Consider the following 15,667-nt stretch of genomic DNA (forward strand, 5'->3'; position numbering starts at 1 on the left):
ACAGGACGGAGCCAGCCATGACCGAACACGGCCACAGCCAGCAAGAGATTTTCGAACGGATCAATGCGCCTCCGGGTCGTGGGGTTCTGCGCGATGTGGTTTATGGCGGCATCGATGGCTCAGTCACGACATTCGCGATCGTTGCCGGGGTTGCCGGGGCAGGTTTATCGCCTTTTGTCATCGTGGCACTTGGGTTGGCCAACGTGCTGGCGGATGGTTTTTCGATGGCGGCGGGCAACTACTCGGGAACCAAGGCCGAGCTCGATAACATCCACCGTATTCGAGCCATCGAGGAACGGCATATCAAGTTGTATCCGGATGGCGAGCGAAAGGAGGTGCGCGAAATCCTCGCACAAAAAGGCCTTTCAGGCAGCGTTCTGGATGACGCGACGGCTGAAATCACTTCGAACCACGACAATTGGGTCGACCTGATGATCGAGGGCGAATACGGGCTGGGCAGCGTCGACCCGCATCCCCTCAAAGCCGCGATGGCGACGTTCTTTGCCTTTCTGATCGCGGGGATGATTCCGTTGTTGCCGTTCCTCTTATCCGTTGCAAATGCGTTCACGGTATCAGCCTGGATGACTGCGGGCGTATTCTTTGCCATTGGCGCGATGAAAAGCCGGTGGTCGCTTGCCCCCTGGTGGCGATCAGGCGGAGAAACCCTGCTGATCGGGGGTGCGGCGGCAGCTATCGCCTTCTGGGTTGGCTCGTTGTTTCACCCCTGAATGGTGCTGTTGTCGCGGACGGGGTGATCAGGCTGATCCTCAGAATCTGATCCGCTATGGTGTTGTAAACCAATGCGAGGCAACTCGTGGCAACGGATCGTCCTGAAAAAACTGTTTTGGTGCTGGGCGCTTATGGCTTCATCGGTGCTGCGGTCGTTCGGTCGCTGCATGCGGATGGCGCCTGTGTGAAGGGGCTTGTGCGCAGCCAGAAGATGGCTGAGAGGGTCCTTCCGGATATTGCGCTGATCTCGGGGGATCTACGTGATTTCAAGTCGGCGGTGGATTGACGGGGCTATCGCGGGTGGTCGAGATACTCTCGCGCAATGGTTGGCCCGTTGGGATTGCCAACGCGAGCGTGGTGTTTTGGTTGATGATCAATATCGCGCTGGGGCTGGCAATCTTGTGGCGTCCGTGGGCCGCGCGCGCTTGCCTCGCGCAGGCTGCAATCGCCGCTTTCTATCTGATCGCCGCCACGTTGACGGTGCCTGAACTGTGGCTCGACCCTTTGGGACCGTTGGTCAAGATAGCACCGGCTTTGATGCTATCACTGATCGCGCGACCCATGTTGGAGAGCCGCTGATGGACCCGGATCTGATCTTGCGTTGGCTTCACGTGATCGGAGCATGCGTTCTATTGGGCACTTGCGCGGGGATCGCCTTTTTCATGCTGATGGCGCACCGCACGGCAGATGCACGGGTGATTGCTCATACGGCGGGAATCGTGGTGCTGGCCGACACAGTTATTACGGCCACCTCAGTCATTTTCCAGCTGATCACCGGCGTGTTGCTGGCCTGGCAACTGGGCTGGTTGCTGTCGGAGGGTCGGATCGCGATATCACTGCTGCTTTACGTACTGACCGGCCTGTTCTGGCTGCCGGTGGTTTGGATTCAGGTGCGTCTGAGGGATTATGCAAGGCAGGCTGATCGGGATGGTACCTCCTTGCCAAGCAGTTACGACAAACTGTTCCGCAGATGGTTCGCTTGCGGTATTCCGGCCTATGCCGCAGTGCTGGCGATCCCTTGGCTGATGCTGGCACGCCCTCACATCCTGCTTTTCTAGGCCGATTACCTGAGCAGCAGGCGGTATCCATGCGGATTTCCAGACTATAAACTAGCCTGTCTGCACGGTACGTTTGGCGCATCGCATCCCGGAGGTTTCGGTTGGAATCCTTGCTTGTCCTTGTTGGTCTGATCGTTCTGGCCATTCCTGTTTCGATCATCGCTTTGCTGATTGGTCAATCGCGGTTGCGTAAGCGCGTCGAACAGCTTGAACGGCAATTGGCCAGGCAAATACCGGAAAGCGGCGCCGAAACCTCCAAGACATCAAGGCCGGAGCCGACGACGACGCAAACCAAGCATGATCCCTGGGCCGCGGCAAAAACTTCATCTGCCACTGACGAAAATCAATCGGATGTGCCGCAGGCCTCAGAGGCTGACGATCCTCCTGCCACCATCGTTTTTCGTGAGGAAAAGATTGCCGTGCTGGGCGCGTGGATGCGTGAAAACTGGTTCTACGCGGTTTCGGCGTTGTCACTGGCGTTGGCGGGGATTTTTCTGGTTCAGTACGGGGTTGAAAACGGACTGTTGCCACCGACAGCGCGCGTCATCGCGGCGTTGGTCTTTGGCCTTTTGCTGATCGGAGCGGGTGAAGTGATCCGCCGCCGCTTTGGCGACGATGAAAACTCATCTACTGCATACTTGCCGTCTGTATTCTCGGGCGCAGGTCTGGTGACCCTGTTCGGTGGGGTTCTGGCCGCGCGCCAGCTTTATGATCTGATCGGCCCCGAGGCCGCTCTGGCCGGTCTTGTTATCATCGCTCTGTTTGCGTTGGTCTTGGGATGGTTCCACGGGCCGCTGCTCGCCGCCGTAGGCCTAATCGGAGCCTTTGCCGCGCCCTTTATGGTTGGAGGCGCATCGGACGATCCCAGTTGGCTTTATGGTTATTTCTTTATCATCGCCATTTTGGGCTTGGGTATCGATACCGTCAGGCGTTGGGCATGGATTTCTATTCTGACGCTAGTGGGTGCATACGGGGCGGCGTTTTTGCTGGTGCTGTCTTCCCCCTCTACGGAACCGGGGTATCTGACCTGTGTGACAGCACTGGCGCTGATTGCGATGGCGATACCCGTACGCAGTATCTGGCCCGACCACACCGGCCCGATGATTGCCGAGGTCATCCGGCGACGGAAAGGGGATCCATGGCCCGAGTTTCCAACCCGAATTGCCTTTGGTGCGGTTCTCACCAGTTCCATCATCCTGTCGCTGCATTGGTCGGATTCAAGCGGTGAGTTTTGGCTGGGCGTTGCTCTGTTTACCGCTTTGATACTGGCGCTGATCCTTTGGACAAAAGCTGCGCGTGCTTTGCAGGATGTGACGGTGCTGCCTGCGTTGGGTCTGATCTGGTTTGTTCTGCTGCACGGGTTGGACGGTGGCTCCGTGTGGCGCGGCTTTGCCGACACATACGTGGAAACGGCCGAGGCCGATTATCCTTGGGTAGTCACGCTATTGGTTGCCCTCGGGGCCTTGATCAGCGTGCTCGCTGCGTGGCGGTCCTTCCACGCCGGGCGCTACGCTGTGGTCTGGGCCGGGGGTGCAGCCCTATATGCTCCGACGCTGGCGATCGCGCTTGAAGTCGGATGGCAGCCTGCAAACGTGATCGGAGCTTATGCGTGGGCCTTACACGCAATCGCATTAGGCGCGATGATGGTGGTTTTGGCCGAACGGTTTGCGCGGGCCGATGGTGAGAAACGGATGCGGCCTGCCCTGGCAACTCTGTCTGCGCTATCGTGCCTTAGCTTTGCTTGCATCATCGTACTCAGCTCTGCCGCTTTGACCGTAGCACTTGTCGCCATGATCGTTGTGGCCGCGGCGCTGGACCGGCGATTTGTTCTGGCTCCGATGAGTTGGTTCATTTGGGCGGGTGTGTTCACGGTGACCGTACGGCTGGTGCTCGACCCGGGGCTAGATTGGGCCGAAACCGCGCCGTTGATCGAAATGACCTTGGTCTATGCGGTGGCGGTTGCCGGGTTCATCATGGGGTGGGCGTTGCTAAGGTCCTTGGACCGCCCGATTGCCTCATTGCTGCTTGAAAGCGCGGCCTGGGCAACGGCGGGAATACTGCTATCGCTCTTGTTGCTGCGCTGGCTGGAAAGCTTCGGAGAAGGCGGCGCGACAGACAGCCATTGGGGGCTGGGGCTGCTGGCGGTGATCTGGTTACTGCTGGCTTTCGCACAAATACAGCGGTTCACGCTTGGCGGTAAGCTGAACTACGCACGTTACGCGCTGGCGGCGTTCTTTGCGGCGCATGGCGTAGTGCGTCTGGTTCAGGCTTTGTCCGACGCCAACCCGTTGCTCCACCCACTTGCCGACCCCGTACTCGGCCCGCCGGTGCTGAACACGCTGGCGGTGGCCTATCTGTTGCCCGCGCTGGCCATCGGCTTCTCGGCGTGGCGCGTCGTGACGCAACCCGTTCTGTTGAAGCAAATCAGCTATGGGGTCGCGGGTGCCCTGATCGCTTTTTGGCTGGGGCTTACAATCCGTCATGTCTGGCAGGGGGCGGGTGGCATGTATGAAGGCAACGGCGTCACCCAGCCCGAGCTTTATTCATACACCATCACCTTGTTGGTGGTCGGCGCAGGGTTGTTCTACCAGTCGTTGGCCCGCCGGTCCGATTTGATGCGCAAGGCCGGTTTGGCCGTGATTGGCCTCGCGGTGGCCAAGGTGTTTCTGATCGATATTGCCGGATTGGGCGGGCTGATCCGGGTGTTTTCGCTGTTGGCGCTCGGTCTCGCACTGGCGGGTCTCGCATGGCTCAATCGCTGGGCCAAGCTGCGCCATTCGTCGCAAGACCCGGAACCTCTGGACCATTGAGAGCAGGCGTCCTATAAGCGCGGCCATGTTTGACCGGCTGGCCATCATTATTCGAATTATATCCCCGGCGCTCTGATATCGCGAGACGCCGGGCAAAGGTGCTTGAGTTATCGCACTGACCGCTTCGATCCATACACGACCAGAACATCCTGAGGACGCCCCAAATGTGCGCCGAAACACCTGACTACAAAGACACGCTGAACCTGCCGAAAACCGAATTCCCCATGCGTGCAGGCCTGCCCAAGCGCGAGCCAGCATGGCTGGACCGCTGGGAGAAGATCGGCGTCTATGACCGCCTTCGCGAGAAAGAGGGCCGCAAGCCTTTTACCCTGCATGACGGCCCTCCTTACGCGAACGGCCACCTGCATATCGGCCACGCACTGAACAAGACCATCAAGGACATGATCGTTCGGTCCCATCAGATGATGGGCTACGATTCACGCTATGTACCTGGCTGGGACTGCCACGGTCTGCCCATCGAATGGAAGATCGAGGAACAGTATCGCAAGAAGGGCAAGAACAAGGACGAGGTGAACATCGTCGACTTCCGTCAGGAATGCCGCAAGTTCGCCGAAGGCTGGATCGACATCCAACGTGAAGAGTTCAAGCGTCTGGGCATCACCGGCAATTGGCCCGATCCTTATATCACCATGGATTATCACGCCGAGGCTGTGATCGCAGACGAGTTCATGAAGTTCCTGATGAATGGGACGCTTTATCAAGGCTCGAAACCCGTGATGTGGTCGCCCATCGAGAAGACGGCTCTGGCCGAGGCCGAGGTCGAGTATCACGACAAGGAAAGCTTCACCATCTGGGTGAAGTTCAAGGTTGTGAACACCGGCGATGTGACGCTGGACAACGCTTATGTGGTGATCTGGACGACGACCCCATGGACGATGCCCTCGAATAAGGCCGTGGTCTATGGCGAGGGTATTTCCTATGGCCTCTACGAAGTCACTGGACGCCCCGAGGAGTGCTGGGCGCGGATCGGTGAGCGTTACTTGCTGGCCGATGACCGCGCCGCAGATGTGTTTGCGCGCGCGCGTCTGGATGACACGATGTATCGCCGTCTGTGCGATGTAACGCAGGAAGATCTGGCCAAGATCCAGCTGACCCACCCGCTGGCCGGGGCCGAAGGTGGCAACGGCGAATGGGACGACATTCGCGATTTCCGCGCCGCTGAGTTTGTGACCGACACCGAAGGCACCGGCTTTGTCCACTGCGCGCCGTCGCACGGGATGGAGGAATTCGAGCTTTACCGTGATCTGGGGATGTTGGAACAGGTCATCACTTACAACGTGATGGATGATGGCAGCTTCCGCGCCGATCTACCGTTCTTTGGCGGTAAATACATCCTGTCCCGCAAGGGCGGTGAAGGCGATGCGAACAAGGCCGTCATCGACAAGTTGGCCGAGGTTGGCGGGCTGCTGGCGCGTGGCAAAATCAAGCACAGCTATCCGCATTCGTGGCGCTCGAAGGCGCCGATCATCTACCGCAACACGCCGCAGTGGTTTGCCTCGGTTGACCGCAAGCTGGAGGACGGCATGGGCGAGATGGGCGACTCCATCCGTGAACGTGCCCTGCGCTCGATTGATGAACTGGTGAAATGGACGCCGCAGACCGGCCGCAACCGTCTGTATTCCATGATCGAAGCACGCCCGGACTGGGTTCTGTCGCGCCAACGCGCCTGGGGCGTGCCGCTGACCTGCTTCACCAAGAAGGGGGCATTGCCGACCGATGCGGACTACCTGCTGCGCAACGACGAACTTAATGCGCGTATCAAGGCGGCGTTTGAGAAGGATGGCGCAGACGTCTGGTACACCGACGGGTTCAAGGAGAAGATCCTCGACGGTATCGCGAACCCCGACGACTACGATCAGGTGTTCGACGTGCTGGATGTGTGGTTCGACTCTGGCTCGACCCACGCCTTTGTGCTGCGTGATCGTGAGGACGGGACCGCGGACGGTATCGCTGACGTCTATATGGAAGGCACCGACCAGCACCGCGGGTGGTTCCATTCGTCGATGCTGCAGGCTTGCGGCACCAAGGGGCGTGCACCATACCGCAACGTAGTGACCCACGGATTTACGCTGGATTCCAAGGGCAACAAGATGTCCAAATCGCTGGGCAACACCATCGTGCCGGAAGAGGTCGTTAAACAATACGGCGCCGATATCCTGCGCTTGTGGGTGGCTCAGACCGATTACACCGCCGACCAGCGGATCGGACCGGAGATCCTGAAAGGGACAGCCGACAGCTATCGCCGCCTGCGCAATACCATGCGGTTCATGCTGGGCTCGCTGGCGGACTTCACCAAAGCGGATCGGGTTGCGCCTGAAGATATGCCGCGCCTGGAACGCTGGGTGTTAAGCCGAATGGCCGATTTGGATGAGCAAGTGCGCAAAGGTTATGCAGCATTTGACTTCCAGGGTGTATTCAGCGCCGTATTCACCTTCGCCACGGTTGACCTGTCATCGTTCTATTTCGATGTCCGCAAAGACGCGCTTTATTGCGACGGTGACAGCCTACGCCGCCGTGCCGCGCGGACTGTGCTGGATATCCTATTCCACCGTCTGACCACATGGCTGGCCCCAGTTCTGGTCTTCACTATGGAAGAGGTCTGGCTGGAACGGTTCCCGGCCGATGATAGTTCGATCCATTTAATGGATTTCCCTGAAACGCCCGCTGATTGGCGCCATGAAGAACTGGAAGCCAGCATGGCCAAAGTCCGCCGCGTGCGCCGCGCCGTGACCGCTGCGCTGGAAATTCAACGTCAGGACAAGGTGATCGGATCCAGCCTTGAGGCCGCACCGATCGTGCATGTCGAAGATCAGGAAACCCGCGATCTGCTTGCGACCTTCGACGTGGATGACATGTGCATCACTTCTGGTCTGGCCGTCACAGGCGATCCGGCCCCGGCCGAGGCGTTCCGAGTGCCGGAAATCGAGGGCGTAGCTGTAGTGTTCGAAAAAGCCCAAGGTGACAAATGCCAGCGCTGCTGGAAAATCCTTCCTGATGTTGGGCTGCACGCCCATCCGGGCGTATGCGGGCGCTGTAACGAGGCGCTGAGCTGACATTCGAACGGAGCGCGAGAGAGAGATCGCTGATGCGAGGCTCTGCCTCGCGCTCCGAGGTATTTTTGGCCAGATGAAGAGGCGGATCGTCAGGATTCGGGTTGCAGGTGAGGTGAAACATCTGCAACCGTTCTCTTATGCCGATGATCGCCGTAGAAACTCAGTTTGGTTGCCTTGGTGTCGAAGAGACCAGCGGCGCCATCACGCGTCTTGTCTGGAATGGCCGTGACGAAGGTCTAGCCACCCCGGTTCTGCGAGAAGCGGCGGCGCAGTTGCGTGCCTATGACGAAGGGCGTTTGCAGCAGTTCGAACTGCCCTACCGGATCAAGGGATCGGAATTTCAGCGTCAGGTGTGCGATGCAATGTATGCTATCCCATTTGGTGATACGCGCACCTATGGCGAGTTGGCTAACGACCTTGGCTACTCGGCGCAGGCGGTTGGGCGCGGATGCGGGGGAAATCCCATCCCCATCATTATTCCCTGTCACCGGGTTCTGGGTGCAGATGGGAAGATGGTTGGGTTTTCAGGCCACGGCGGTGTTGAGACCAAAGTGGCTCTGCTGCGTCACGAAGGTGCTGCCAGCCTGTTGATCTGATCGGTACTTATCTGTTGCAATCGGAGCGGCACGGCCCCAACCTATATCGAATAGTGAATTTGAAGGACCGAATTGAATGACCGGCCAGACAGACCCCGCCGCACGTAAGAAAGCCATCATCGATCATCTGATGTCTTTGGAAGAACAGGAACTGGCAACCGCACAGGCACACTATGATGCCTTCCTTAAGGACTCGCAGTTGGATGACCGAGAAGGGCATGACAAGGACGACATCGCTGCCTCGCGCGAGAATGCAGATCTGGCGGCCGCCTTTGATGCGCCTGTTCATGCGCATCACGCCAAGATTGACGTGATCGAGAACACCGATTTTGGCCTCACGGATACGGTGCAGCCCGGCGCCGTAATCAAGTTCAACAATCGCCGCTTCGTCGTATGTGTCTCAACGACTCGGTTTGAGGTGGACGGCAAAACCTACATGGGCATTTCGACCCAAAGCCCGATCTATCTGGCTATGGTTGGCCTGCAAGAGGGTGACGTGTTCACCCATAACGGGACTGAGTTCGAGGTTCAGGAAGTCTTGTAATCCCGGGCCTTGCGCGGCGGAATGATCTGCTGCGCAATACCGGCCGAGACCAAATACAAGCTGGTGATCACCAGCCCCCAATGGGCCCAGCTTTCGGGGTGAAAGTCGACCCAGGCGGCCCAGCCTGCAAAGAATGTCCACGCAAAAGCCATAGGCAATGACAGGGTGCGCCAACGCTCGGTCCGGACTGGGTGAATGAATTTCAGCGGCAGGAACATTGCGACAGACAGCAAGGTGACCAGCAGCAGGATGACCCAGAAGTTGGGCTCCAGGGCGAAGATCACAATGACGAACATGTTCCAGCAGCCTGGAAAGCCAGAGAAGGAATTATCCTTGGTTTTCATGCGGGTATCCGCAAAGTACATCGCGCTTGCAAAGGTGATGACGATGATTGCAAACCAGCCGGTCCAACCGTCCATCAGACCCGATTTGAACAGGGCAAAGGCAGGGATGAAAACATAGGTCAGATAGTCAATGATCAGGTCCAGCAAGACTCCGTCAAACTCGGGTGCGTTCTTCTTAACGTGATAGTGCCGCGCCAGCGGGCCATCGATGCCATCGACGATGAACGAGACAACGAGCCAGAGATACATCAGGCTCCATTTCTCTTCGACTGCTGCCAACATGGCGAGCATTGCGAAAACGGCACCTGTGGCGGTGAAGAGATGAACGGAAAGCGCTTTGAATCTGAGTGTCATGGTGGTGTCATGACGGAAGCAAGGCGCAGATGCAAAGCAAAAAGGGTCTTTGCTTCAGGCTTTTGGGTGCGTGCGGTTATAGACTTCCATCAACCGGGCCGTATCGACTGCGGTATAGGTCTGCGTGGTTGAAAGCGAGGCGTGACCCAAAAGCTCTTGGATCGCGCGCAGGTCGCCGCCCGCAGACAGCAGATGGGTGGCAAAGCTGTGGCGCATCGCGTGCGGGGTGGCTGTTGCGGGAAGGCCAAGTTGCATCCGTGCCTTGGCGACCACAGCCTGAATGATTCCGGGGTTGAGCGGGCCGCCCCTGACACCTCGGAACAACGCCTTATCAGGGGATTGCGGATGTGGGCAGAGGTGAAGATAGCGATCCACCGAAGCCCGAGCGGCAGGCAAGACCGGTACGATTCTTTCCTTATCGCCCTTACCCGATATGCGCAGCGTTTCTGGCAGAGGAGCGTCCACACCGGTCAAAGACAACGCCTCGGAAATCCGCAACCCGCACCCGTAGAGGAGCGTCACAACTGCAACATCCCGTGCAGCGACCCAGTCCGATGAGGATTGTAGCTCGACCGTGTCGATCATTGCGCGCGCGGCATCTTCGGCCAGAGGTCGGGGCAGTTTCTTGGTAAATTTAGGCGCTCGGGTGGACAGCACCGCAGTAGGTTCGAACCCTTCGCGTTCGGCCAACCAGCGATAGAAGGTTTTGACGGCTGAAAGCTTGCGCGCCAGAGATCGCGCGCCGACATCAGAATTTCGCTGCTCTGCCATCCAGGCCCGCATGTCAGAAACGCTGATGCGTTCCAGCGCGGCCAGCCCTTGGCGCTCGCTGTGATGCAAGGTCATGAAGGACAGGAATTCTGTCACGTCGCCGCGATAGGCGTTGAGCGTATTTTCAGACCGCCCCGCCAGCGCCCCCAGACTGTCCAGCCAATGCTGCAGAGCATCGCGGCAGGCTGGGGAAATCAGGCTCACGACAGCCAGTGGCGCATAGAGCGTTCGAACACGCCGGCAAAGAAGGCAAGAAGATCAGTGCCAAGCTGAGGTGAGAAATGCCTCGGATCGCGCGCGCCCATGACAATCATGCCGGGTAGGCGGCCAGTGCCAAGATCGAGTTTCAGGCAGGCCTCGGATCGTAGCTGATCGGCTTGTTTACCGTAAACTTGCGGATTGGGATGGCGGATTTCGCGCAAGGTAACCTCGCGCGGCTGACCGTTGCGGTCAGCGGTCAGATAGCTATCGATAAAACCAGGCTCAGCCACAGTCAGCACGCCGCCGAGCTGGTTCACCACCGGATCATCACGTACGACGGTTGTTTCGAGGACCAGAGTGATGTGATCGACACGCAGGATTTCGGCCACGTCATTGCCTAGCGCGCGCAGGAAATCCTCGAACACGGTTGGCTCCAACAGGCGAAGAATGGCGCGATGCACCTGATTTGTGCCCGCCAAGTTCTCATACGCCGCCGCGATGACTGAGCGATGAGTGTCCTCAAGGCGGTCAAGACGCGCCTCAAGCCGCTGCATGGCGATACCGCGCAGGTCGATAACGTTGTCACCACGCGCCTGCTCATTTGCAGCCACCAAGGCCTGCATCAGGTCTTTGTCATCCAGCACGGCGTCAGGCTCAGCCAGAATTGCGGCGCGGAGATTGTCCTTGAGTTTAGGATCGCTGCTCATGTCCCGTCCGGTCGTTTTTTTTGTTTGGCGGGCTTATAACATGGGTTGCTGGATTTGCCTTGGGAAAAATGCACGCGAAAGGCGAATTTCATCGCTGCTGTGGCGGGCGCTCCCGCCTGCCCGGCGCTGATCAAAGATCAGCTTTTGCCGTTGGGCCGGGCGCGGTGCCTGATGGTACCGCGCGGCAATGCTTGGGATCAGAGGATTTTCTGACCTGTCTTGGCCCAGTCGGCAAGGAAAGTTTCAAGGCCTTTGTCGGTCAGCGGGTGGTCGGCCAGTTTTTTGATCACGCCCGGAGGTGCTGTAATCACGTCAGCCCCGATGCGGGCACTGTCGGTCACGTGGTTTACGGTGCGGATCGAGGCGGCGAGGATTTCGGTCTCGAACCCGTAATTGTCATAAACTTGGCGAATATCTGCGATCAGGTCCATGCCATCGAGGTTGATATCATCCAGACGTCCGATGAAGGGCGAGATGAAGGTCGCGCCCGCCTTGGCGGCCAGAATGGCCTGATTGGTCGAGAAGCACAGGGTCACGTTGACCATCTGGCCTTCGTCGGTCAGTGTTTTACAGGTTTTCAAACCAGCCCATGTCAGCGGTACTTTGACTGCGATGTTGGGCGCGATCTTGGCCAGCTTACGGCCTTCGGCGATCATGTCTTCGGCCTCGGTGGCGACAACTTCGGCCGAGACGGGGCCGTCGACCAGATCACAGATCTCTTTGGTGACTTCCAGAATGTCGCGGCCCGATTTCAGGATCAGCGAGGGATTGGTGGTTACGCCGTCCACCATGCCCAGATCGTTCAGTTCGGCGATGGCATCGATCTCGGCGGTGTCTACGAAGAATTTCATGAGGGCAGTCCTTTGATGGGTTGGCCTTGGTCGCGGATGGCTTTACCTCAAAGAGACCCATGCTGGAACCCCCTGCGAAGGATATACCGTGAGCGCTAACGGATTTTTCGACGAAGGAGAGCTGGTTGCGGTGCTGACTACGCAGCCGCTGGACCGGACGTTGGATTACAAAGCGCCCGAGGGCGGGTGCTTTCTTGGGGCGTTTGTCGAGGTGCCTTTGGGCCCGCGCAAAGTCTTGGGTGTGGTTTGGGGGCCGGGGCAGGGTGGTTTTGATCTGGCCAAGGCGCGATCGGTGAACCGGGTGCTTGAGGTCGCGCCGATGCGTGAAGAAATGCGGGTGTTTCTGGGGAAAGTGGCTGATTACACCCTGACGCCGATGCCTGCGATGCTGCGGCTAGCAACGCGCGCGCCGGGGTTGGGCAATCCGCCCTCGATGCGCAAGGTTTATCGTTTGGGCGGTGGTCAACCGGACCGAATGACCGACGCACGAATGCGGGTACTTGAAGTTTTGCGAGACTATGGCGGCTTGGCCTTTACGCTGAAGGAACTGGCCGAGCAAGCGGGGGTCACATCTTCGGTCATCAAGGGGTTGGTCAAACAGAACGCTGTGCGTGAAGAGGACAGCCCGCGTGATCTTCCTTATCCTCATCTTGATCCTGAATTGCCGGGAAAGGACCTGACCGAGGATCAGGCGGAGGCCGTGATGCGGCTTCAGACCGGGCAACGGACGGGAGATTATGGAACGACTCTTCTGAAGGGAGTGACGGGCTCGGGCAAGACCGAGGTTTATCTTGAGGCGGTCGCCGAAGCCCTGCGCGTGGGGCGGCAAGCACTGGTCTTGCTGCCCGAGATCGCGCTGACGGCTGAATTTCTGACCCGTGTCGAGGCGCGATTTGGTGCGCGTCCGGCTGAGTGGCATTCGGGCGCGACCATGACTGAACGTCGCCGGGTTTGGCGGATGGTCGGTCAGGGTGATGCGCAACTGGTCGTTGGTGCCCGGTCAGCACTGTTTCTTCCATTTCGCGATCTTGGTCTCGTAGTTGTCGATGAAGAACACGACACCTCGTACAAACAAGAAGATGGGGTGCATTATAGTGCGCGGGATATGGCCGTTCTGCGTTCGGCCATCTGCGGAGCGCGGGTGATTCTGGCCAGCGCGACGCCTTCACTGGAAAGCTGGGCCAATGCCGAGGCGGGTAAATACGAACGGCTGGACCTGACCTCGCGTTTTGGTGCAGCAGTCCTGCCCGAAATGAAGCCGATCGACATGCGCGCCGAGCAGATGCAGGCCGGGACTTGGATTTCCCCCTCGCTGCGGCAGGCGGTGCAACAGCGTATCGAACACGAAGAGCAGTCACTGCTGTTCATCAACCGCCGTGGCTATGCGCCCGTGACACTATGCCGGGCGTGCGGGGAGCAGATTGCCTGCGATCATTGCGACGCGCGAATGGTTGAACACCGGTTCCTCAAGCGTCTGATGTGCCATCAATGTGGTGAGACCAAGCCAATGCCAGAGGCCTGCCCATCCTGCGGGGTCGAGGGTAAACTGGCACCGGTCGGACCCGGGATTGAACGGCTGGCAGAAGAAGCCGAGGCGGCGTTCCCCGAAGCCAAGATCGCTATGCTCAGCTCTGATCTGTTTGGTTCGGCTCGTGCCCTGAAGGCCAAGATCGAAGAGATTGCCGAAGGCGATGCGGATATCGTTATCGGGACGCAGCTGGTGGCCAAAGGACATAACTTTCCAAAGCTGACACTTGTAGGGGTGATCGATGCGGACCTCAGCCTGCATGGGGCTGACCTGCGCGCGGCGGAACGAACTTTTCAATTGATGCGGCAGGTGGCGGGCCGGGCAGGTCGTGCGGAAAAACCGGGGCAGGCGTTGTTGCAGACATTCCAGCCGGAACATCCGGTGATCCGGGCGATTCTATCGGGCGATGAAGAAGGGTTCTGGAAGGCTGAAGCCGCCGGGCGTCAGGCCGCCGGGGTGCCGCCGTATGGCCGCATGGCCGGGATTGTCCTGTCTGGCCCCGAGGTCGGGCCGGTCTTCGACATCGGCAACGCCATGGCGCGCAACGATGCGCCGTTGCGCGATGTTGGTGCTCAGGTATTTGGCCCGGCTCCAGCCCCGATCGCGCGCATACGTGGGCGTCACCGCGTCCGGCTGTTGGTCAAAGCCCCGAAAGGTGCGCCTATTCAGGACGCCATCGCCCGCTGGATCGCCCCGTTGAAGTTGAAAGGCGATATCCGCCTGACCGTGGATATCGATCCGCAAAGCTTCTACTGACCCCTGCATCAGTGCAGAGCCGCTGTGCGCCTGCCGCTTTCCCCTCGCCAAAAAGTACAAATGGGCGTAGAGCATCCTCATGCTGAAACCCATGCCCTTGTCTGAGGCGCAGAGTCTTCCGCTCTGGCGCCGCCCTATGACGCTCTTGTTCGTGATGGCGTTGACCATGCCGATCGCGTTCAACGCGTGGAGTGCATTGCTGAACAATTTCGTCATCGAGGCGGCGAACTTCGACGGGGCGGATATCGGGCTTTTGCACACGGTACGCGAGATTCCGGGCTTTCTGGCCGTTGGCGTGATTGCGGTGATCATTTTCATCCGCGAGCAGGTACTGGCCATGATCTCATTGATGATGTTGGGCGTGGCGACGGCGGTGACGGCCTGGTTTCCTAGCCTTGGCGGGCTGCTGTTTGTGACGCTGTTCAGCTCGATCGGGTTTCACTACTATGAGACGGTGAACCAGTCACTGCAGCTGCAATGGCTGCCTAAAGACCGTGCGCCGCAGGTGCTTGGCTGGCTGGTGGCTATGGGCTCGGCTGCGACGGCTGTAGTCTATGGGTTGATCGTTCTGACATGGGACCGCTTCGACCTGTCCTATAACTTCGTGTTCATGGCGGCAGGCGGCGTGACAACTTTGCTGGCATTGTTTTGCTTGATTGCTTACCCGCAATTCGACGCACCGACGCCGCAGACCAAGAAGCTGATCCTACGCCGCCGCTACTGGCTGTATTATGCATTACAGTTCATGGCGGGCGCGCGGCGGCAGATTTTTGTAGTGTTCGCCGGTTTCATGATGGTCGAGAAATTTGGCTTTGAAGTACACGAACTGACCAGCCTGTACCTGATCAATCTGATGATCAACATGATGGCGGCTCCGCTGCTGGGCAAGGCAGTCGCGCGGTTTGGCGAACGCCGCACGCTGATCTTTGAATATGCCGGGCTCGCCATCGTTTTCGCAGCCTATGGCGGCATCTACTGGTTTAACTGGGGCGTGCTGCTGGCGGCGATTCTCTATGTGATCGACCATGTGCTGTTTGCTCTGGCGTTGGCTTTGAAAACTTATTTCCAGAAGATCGCCGACCCGGCGGATATTGCACCCACTGCGGCGGTGGCATTTACCATCAACCATATCGCCGCTGTTTTCTTGCCAGCACTTTTAGGTCTGCTATGGGTCGTTTCGCCCGGCGCTGTGTTTGGTTTGGCCGCTGCAATGGCGATCATCTCGCTTCTGCTGTCATTACTGATCCCGCGTCATCCGGAACCGGGCAACGAAACCATCCTGTCGAAATACGCCCCCGCGCCCGCCGAATAAGCGACTCCGCTTGACCTTGGCGGTCGGTGCCC

At 58.7% G+C, this 15,667-nt stretch carries 14 protein-coding genes; 10 read left to right on the forward strand and 4 right to left on the reverse strand.

Going from position 1 to position 15,667, the window contains the following annotated elements; genetic code table 11:
- The first annotated feature begins 17 nt into the window (after positions 1-17).
- The 8 genes from I5192_RS02305 to I5192_RS02340 all read left to right on the forward strand — a co-directional run bounded on the left by I5192_RS02305 (position 18) and on the right by I5192_RS02340 (position 8,811).
- Complete coding sequence (locus tag I5192_RS02305; RefSeq protein ID WP_170404431.1) at positions 18-728, forward strand: VIT1/CCC1 transporter family protein; 711 nt, start codon at positions 18-20, stop codon at positions 726-728.
- Between the two features lie 86 nt (positions 729-814).
- A complete protein-coding gene (locus I5192_RS02310) occupies positions 815-1,015 on the forward strand; it encodes an NAD-dependent epimerase/dehydratase family protein (protein ID WP_223117667.1) in 201 nt (66 codons plus the stop codon).
- Between the two features lie 14 nt (positions 1,016-1,029).
- On the forward strand, positions 1,030-1,308 hold the full coding sequence (locus tag I5192_RS02315) for a DoxX-like family protein (protein ID WP_255612131.1): 279 nt from the start codon (positions 1,030-1,032) through the stop codon (positions 1,306-1,308).
- On the forward strand, positions 1,308-1,787 hold the full coding sequence (locus I5192_RS02320) for a DUF2269 domain-containing protein (RefSeq protein WP_223117668.1): 480 nt from the start codon (positions 1,308-1,310) through the stop codon (positions 1,785-1,787). The genes I5192_RS02315 and I5192_RS02320 overlap by 1 nt, the downstream gene beginning before the upstream one ends.
- Positions 1,788-1,888: 101 nt before the next feature.
- Positions 1,889-4,597, forward strand: a complete 2,709-nt coding sequence (locus I5192_RS02325; protein WP_223117669.1) for a DUF2339 domain-containing protein — start codon at positions 1,889-1,891, stop codon at positions 4,595-4,597.
- A gap of 164 nt (positions 4,598-4,761) precedes the next feature.
- Positions 4,762-7,671, forward strand: a complete 2,910-nt coding sequence (ileS, locus tag I5192_RS02330) for an isoleucine--tRNA ligase (RefSeq protein WP_170733274.1) — start codon at positions 4,762-4,764, stop codon at positions 7,669-7,671.
- 137 nt (positions 7,672-7,808) lie between these two features.
- Entirely contained in the window at positions 7,809-8,267 is a 459-nt protein-coding gene (locus I5192_RS02335; RefSeq protein WP_170397424.1) for a methylated-DNA--[protein]-cysteine S-methyltransferase, read from the forward strand.
- 76 nt (positions 8,268-8,343) lie between these two features.
- Entirely contained in the window at positions 8,344-8,811 is a 468-nt protein-coding gene (locus tag I5192_RS02340; protein ID WP_170397423.1) for a hypothetical protein, read from the forward strand.
- On the opposite strand, the gene I5192_RS02345 is transcribed toward I5192_RS02340, so the two are convergent.
- The 4 genes from I5192_RS02345 to fsa all read right to left on the reverse strand — a co-directional run bounded on the left by I5192_RS02345 (position 8,796) and on the right by fsa (position 12,039).
- Entirely contained in the window at positions 8,796-9,509 is a 714-nt protein-coding gene (locus I5192_RS02345) for a phosphatidylcholine/phosphatidylserine synthase (RefSeq protein ID WP_170397421.1), read from the reverse strand. The genes I5192_RS02340 and I5192_RS02345 overlap by 16 nt on opposite strands.
- 54 nt (positions 9,510-9,563) lie before the next feature.
- On the reverse strand, positions 9,564-10,484 hold the full coding sequence (locus tag I5192_RS02350; protein ID WP_170397419.1) for a tyrosine recombinase XerC: 921 nt from the start codon (positions 10,482-10,484) through the stop codon (positions 9,564-9,566).
- Positions 10,481-11,188 (reverse strand): DUF484 family protein, encoded by a 708-nt coding sequence (locus tag I5192_RS02355; protein ID WP_170397417.1) that lies wholly within the window; start codon positions 11,186-11,188, stop codon positions 10,481-10,483. The genes I5192_RS02350 and I5192_RS02355 overlap by 4 nt, the downstream gene beginning before the upstream one ends.
- Before the next feature lie 197 nt (positions 11,189-11,385).
- Positions 11,386-12,039: a fructose-6-phosphate aldolase gene (gene fsa / locus I5192_RS02360; protein WP_170404410.1), complete on the reverse strand. Its 654-nt coding sequence runs from the start codon at positions 12,037-12,039 to the stop codon at positions 11,386-11,388.
- An 88-nt stretch (positions 12,040-12,127) separates the two neighbouring features.
- Between fsa and I5192_RS02365 the strand changes: the two genes are divergently transcribed.
- Complete coding sequence (locus tag I5192_RS02365) at positions 12,128-14,323, forward strand: primosomal protein N' (RefSeq protein ID WP_223117670.1); 2,196 nt, start codon at positions 12,128-12,130, stop codon at positions 14,321-14,323.
- A 79-nt stretch (positions 14,324-14,402) separates the two neighbouring features.
- A complete protein-coding gene (locus I5192_RS02370) occupies positions 14,403-15,635 on the forward strand; it encodes an MFS transporter (protein ID WP_223117671.1) in 1,233 nt (410 codons plus the stop codon).
- Positions 15,636-15,667: the final 32 nt, after the last annotated feature.

This window comes from Ruegeria sp. SCSIO 43209 (genome assembly GCF_019904295.1).
In the GTDB taxonomy this organism is placed as follows: Bacteria; Pseudomonadota; Alphaproteobacteria; order Rhodobacterales; family Rhodobacteraceae; genus Ruegeria.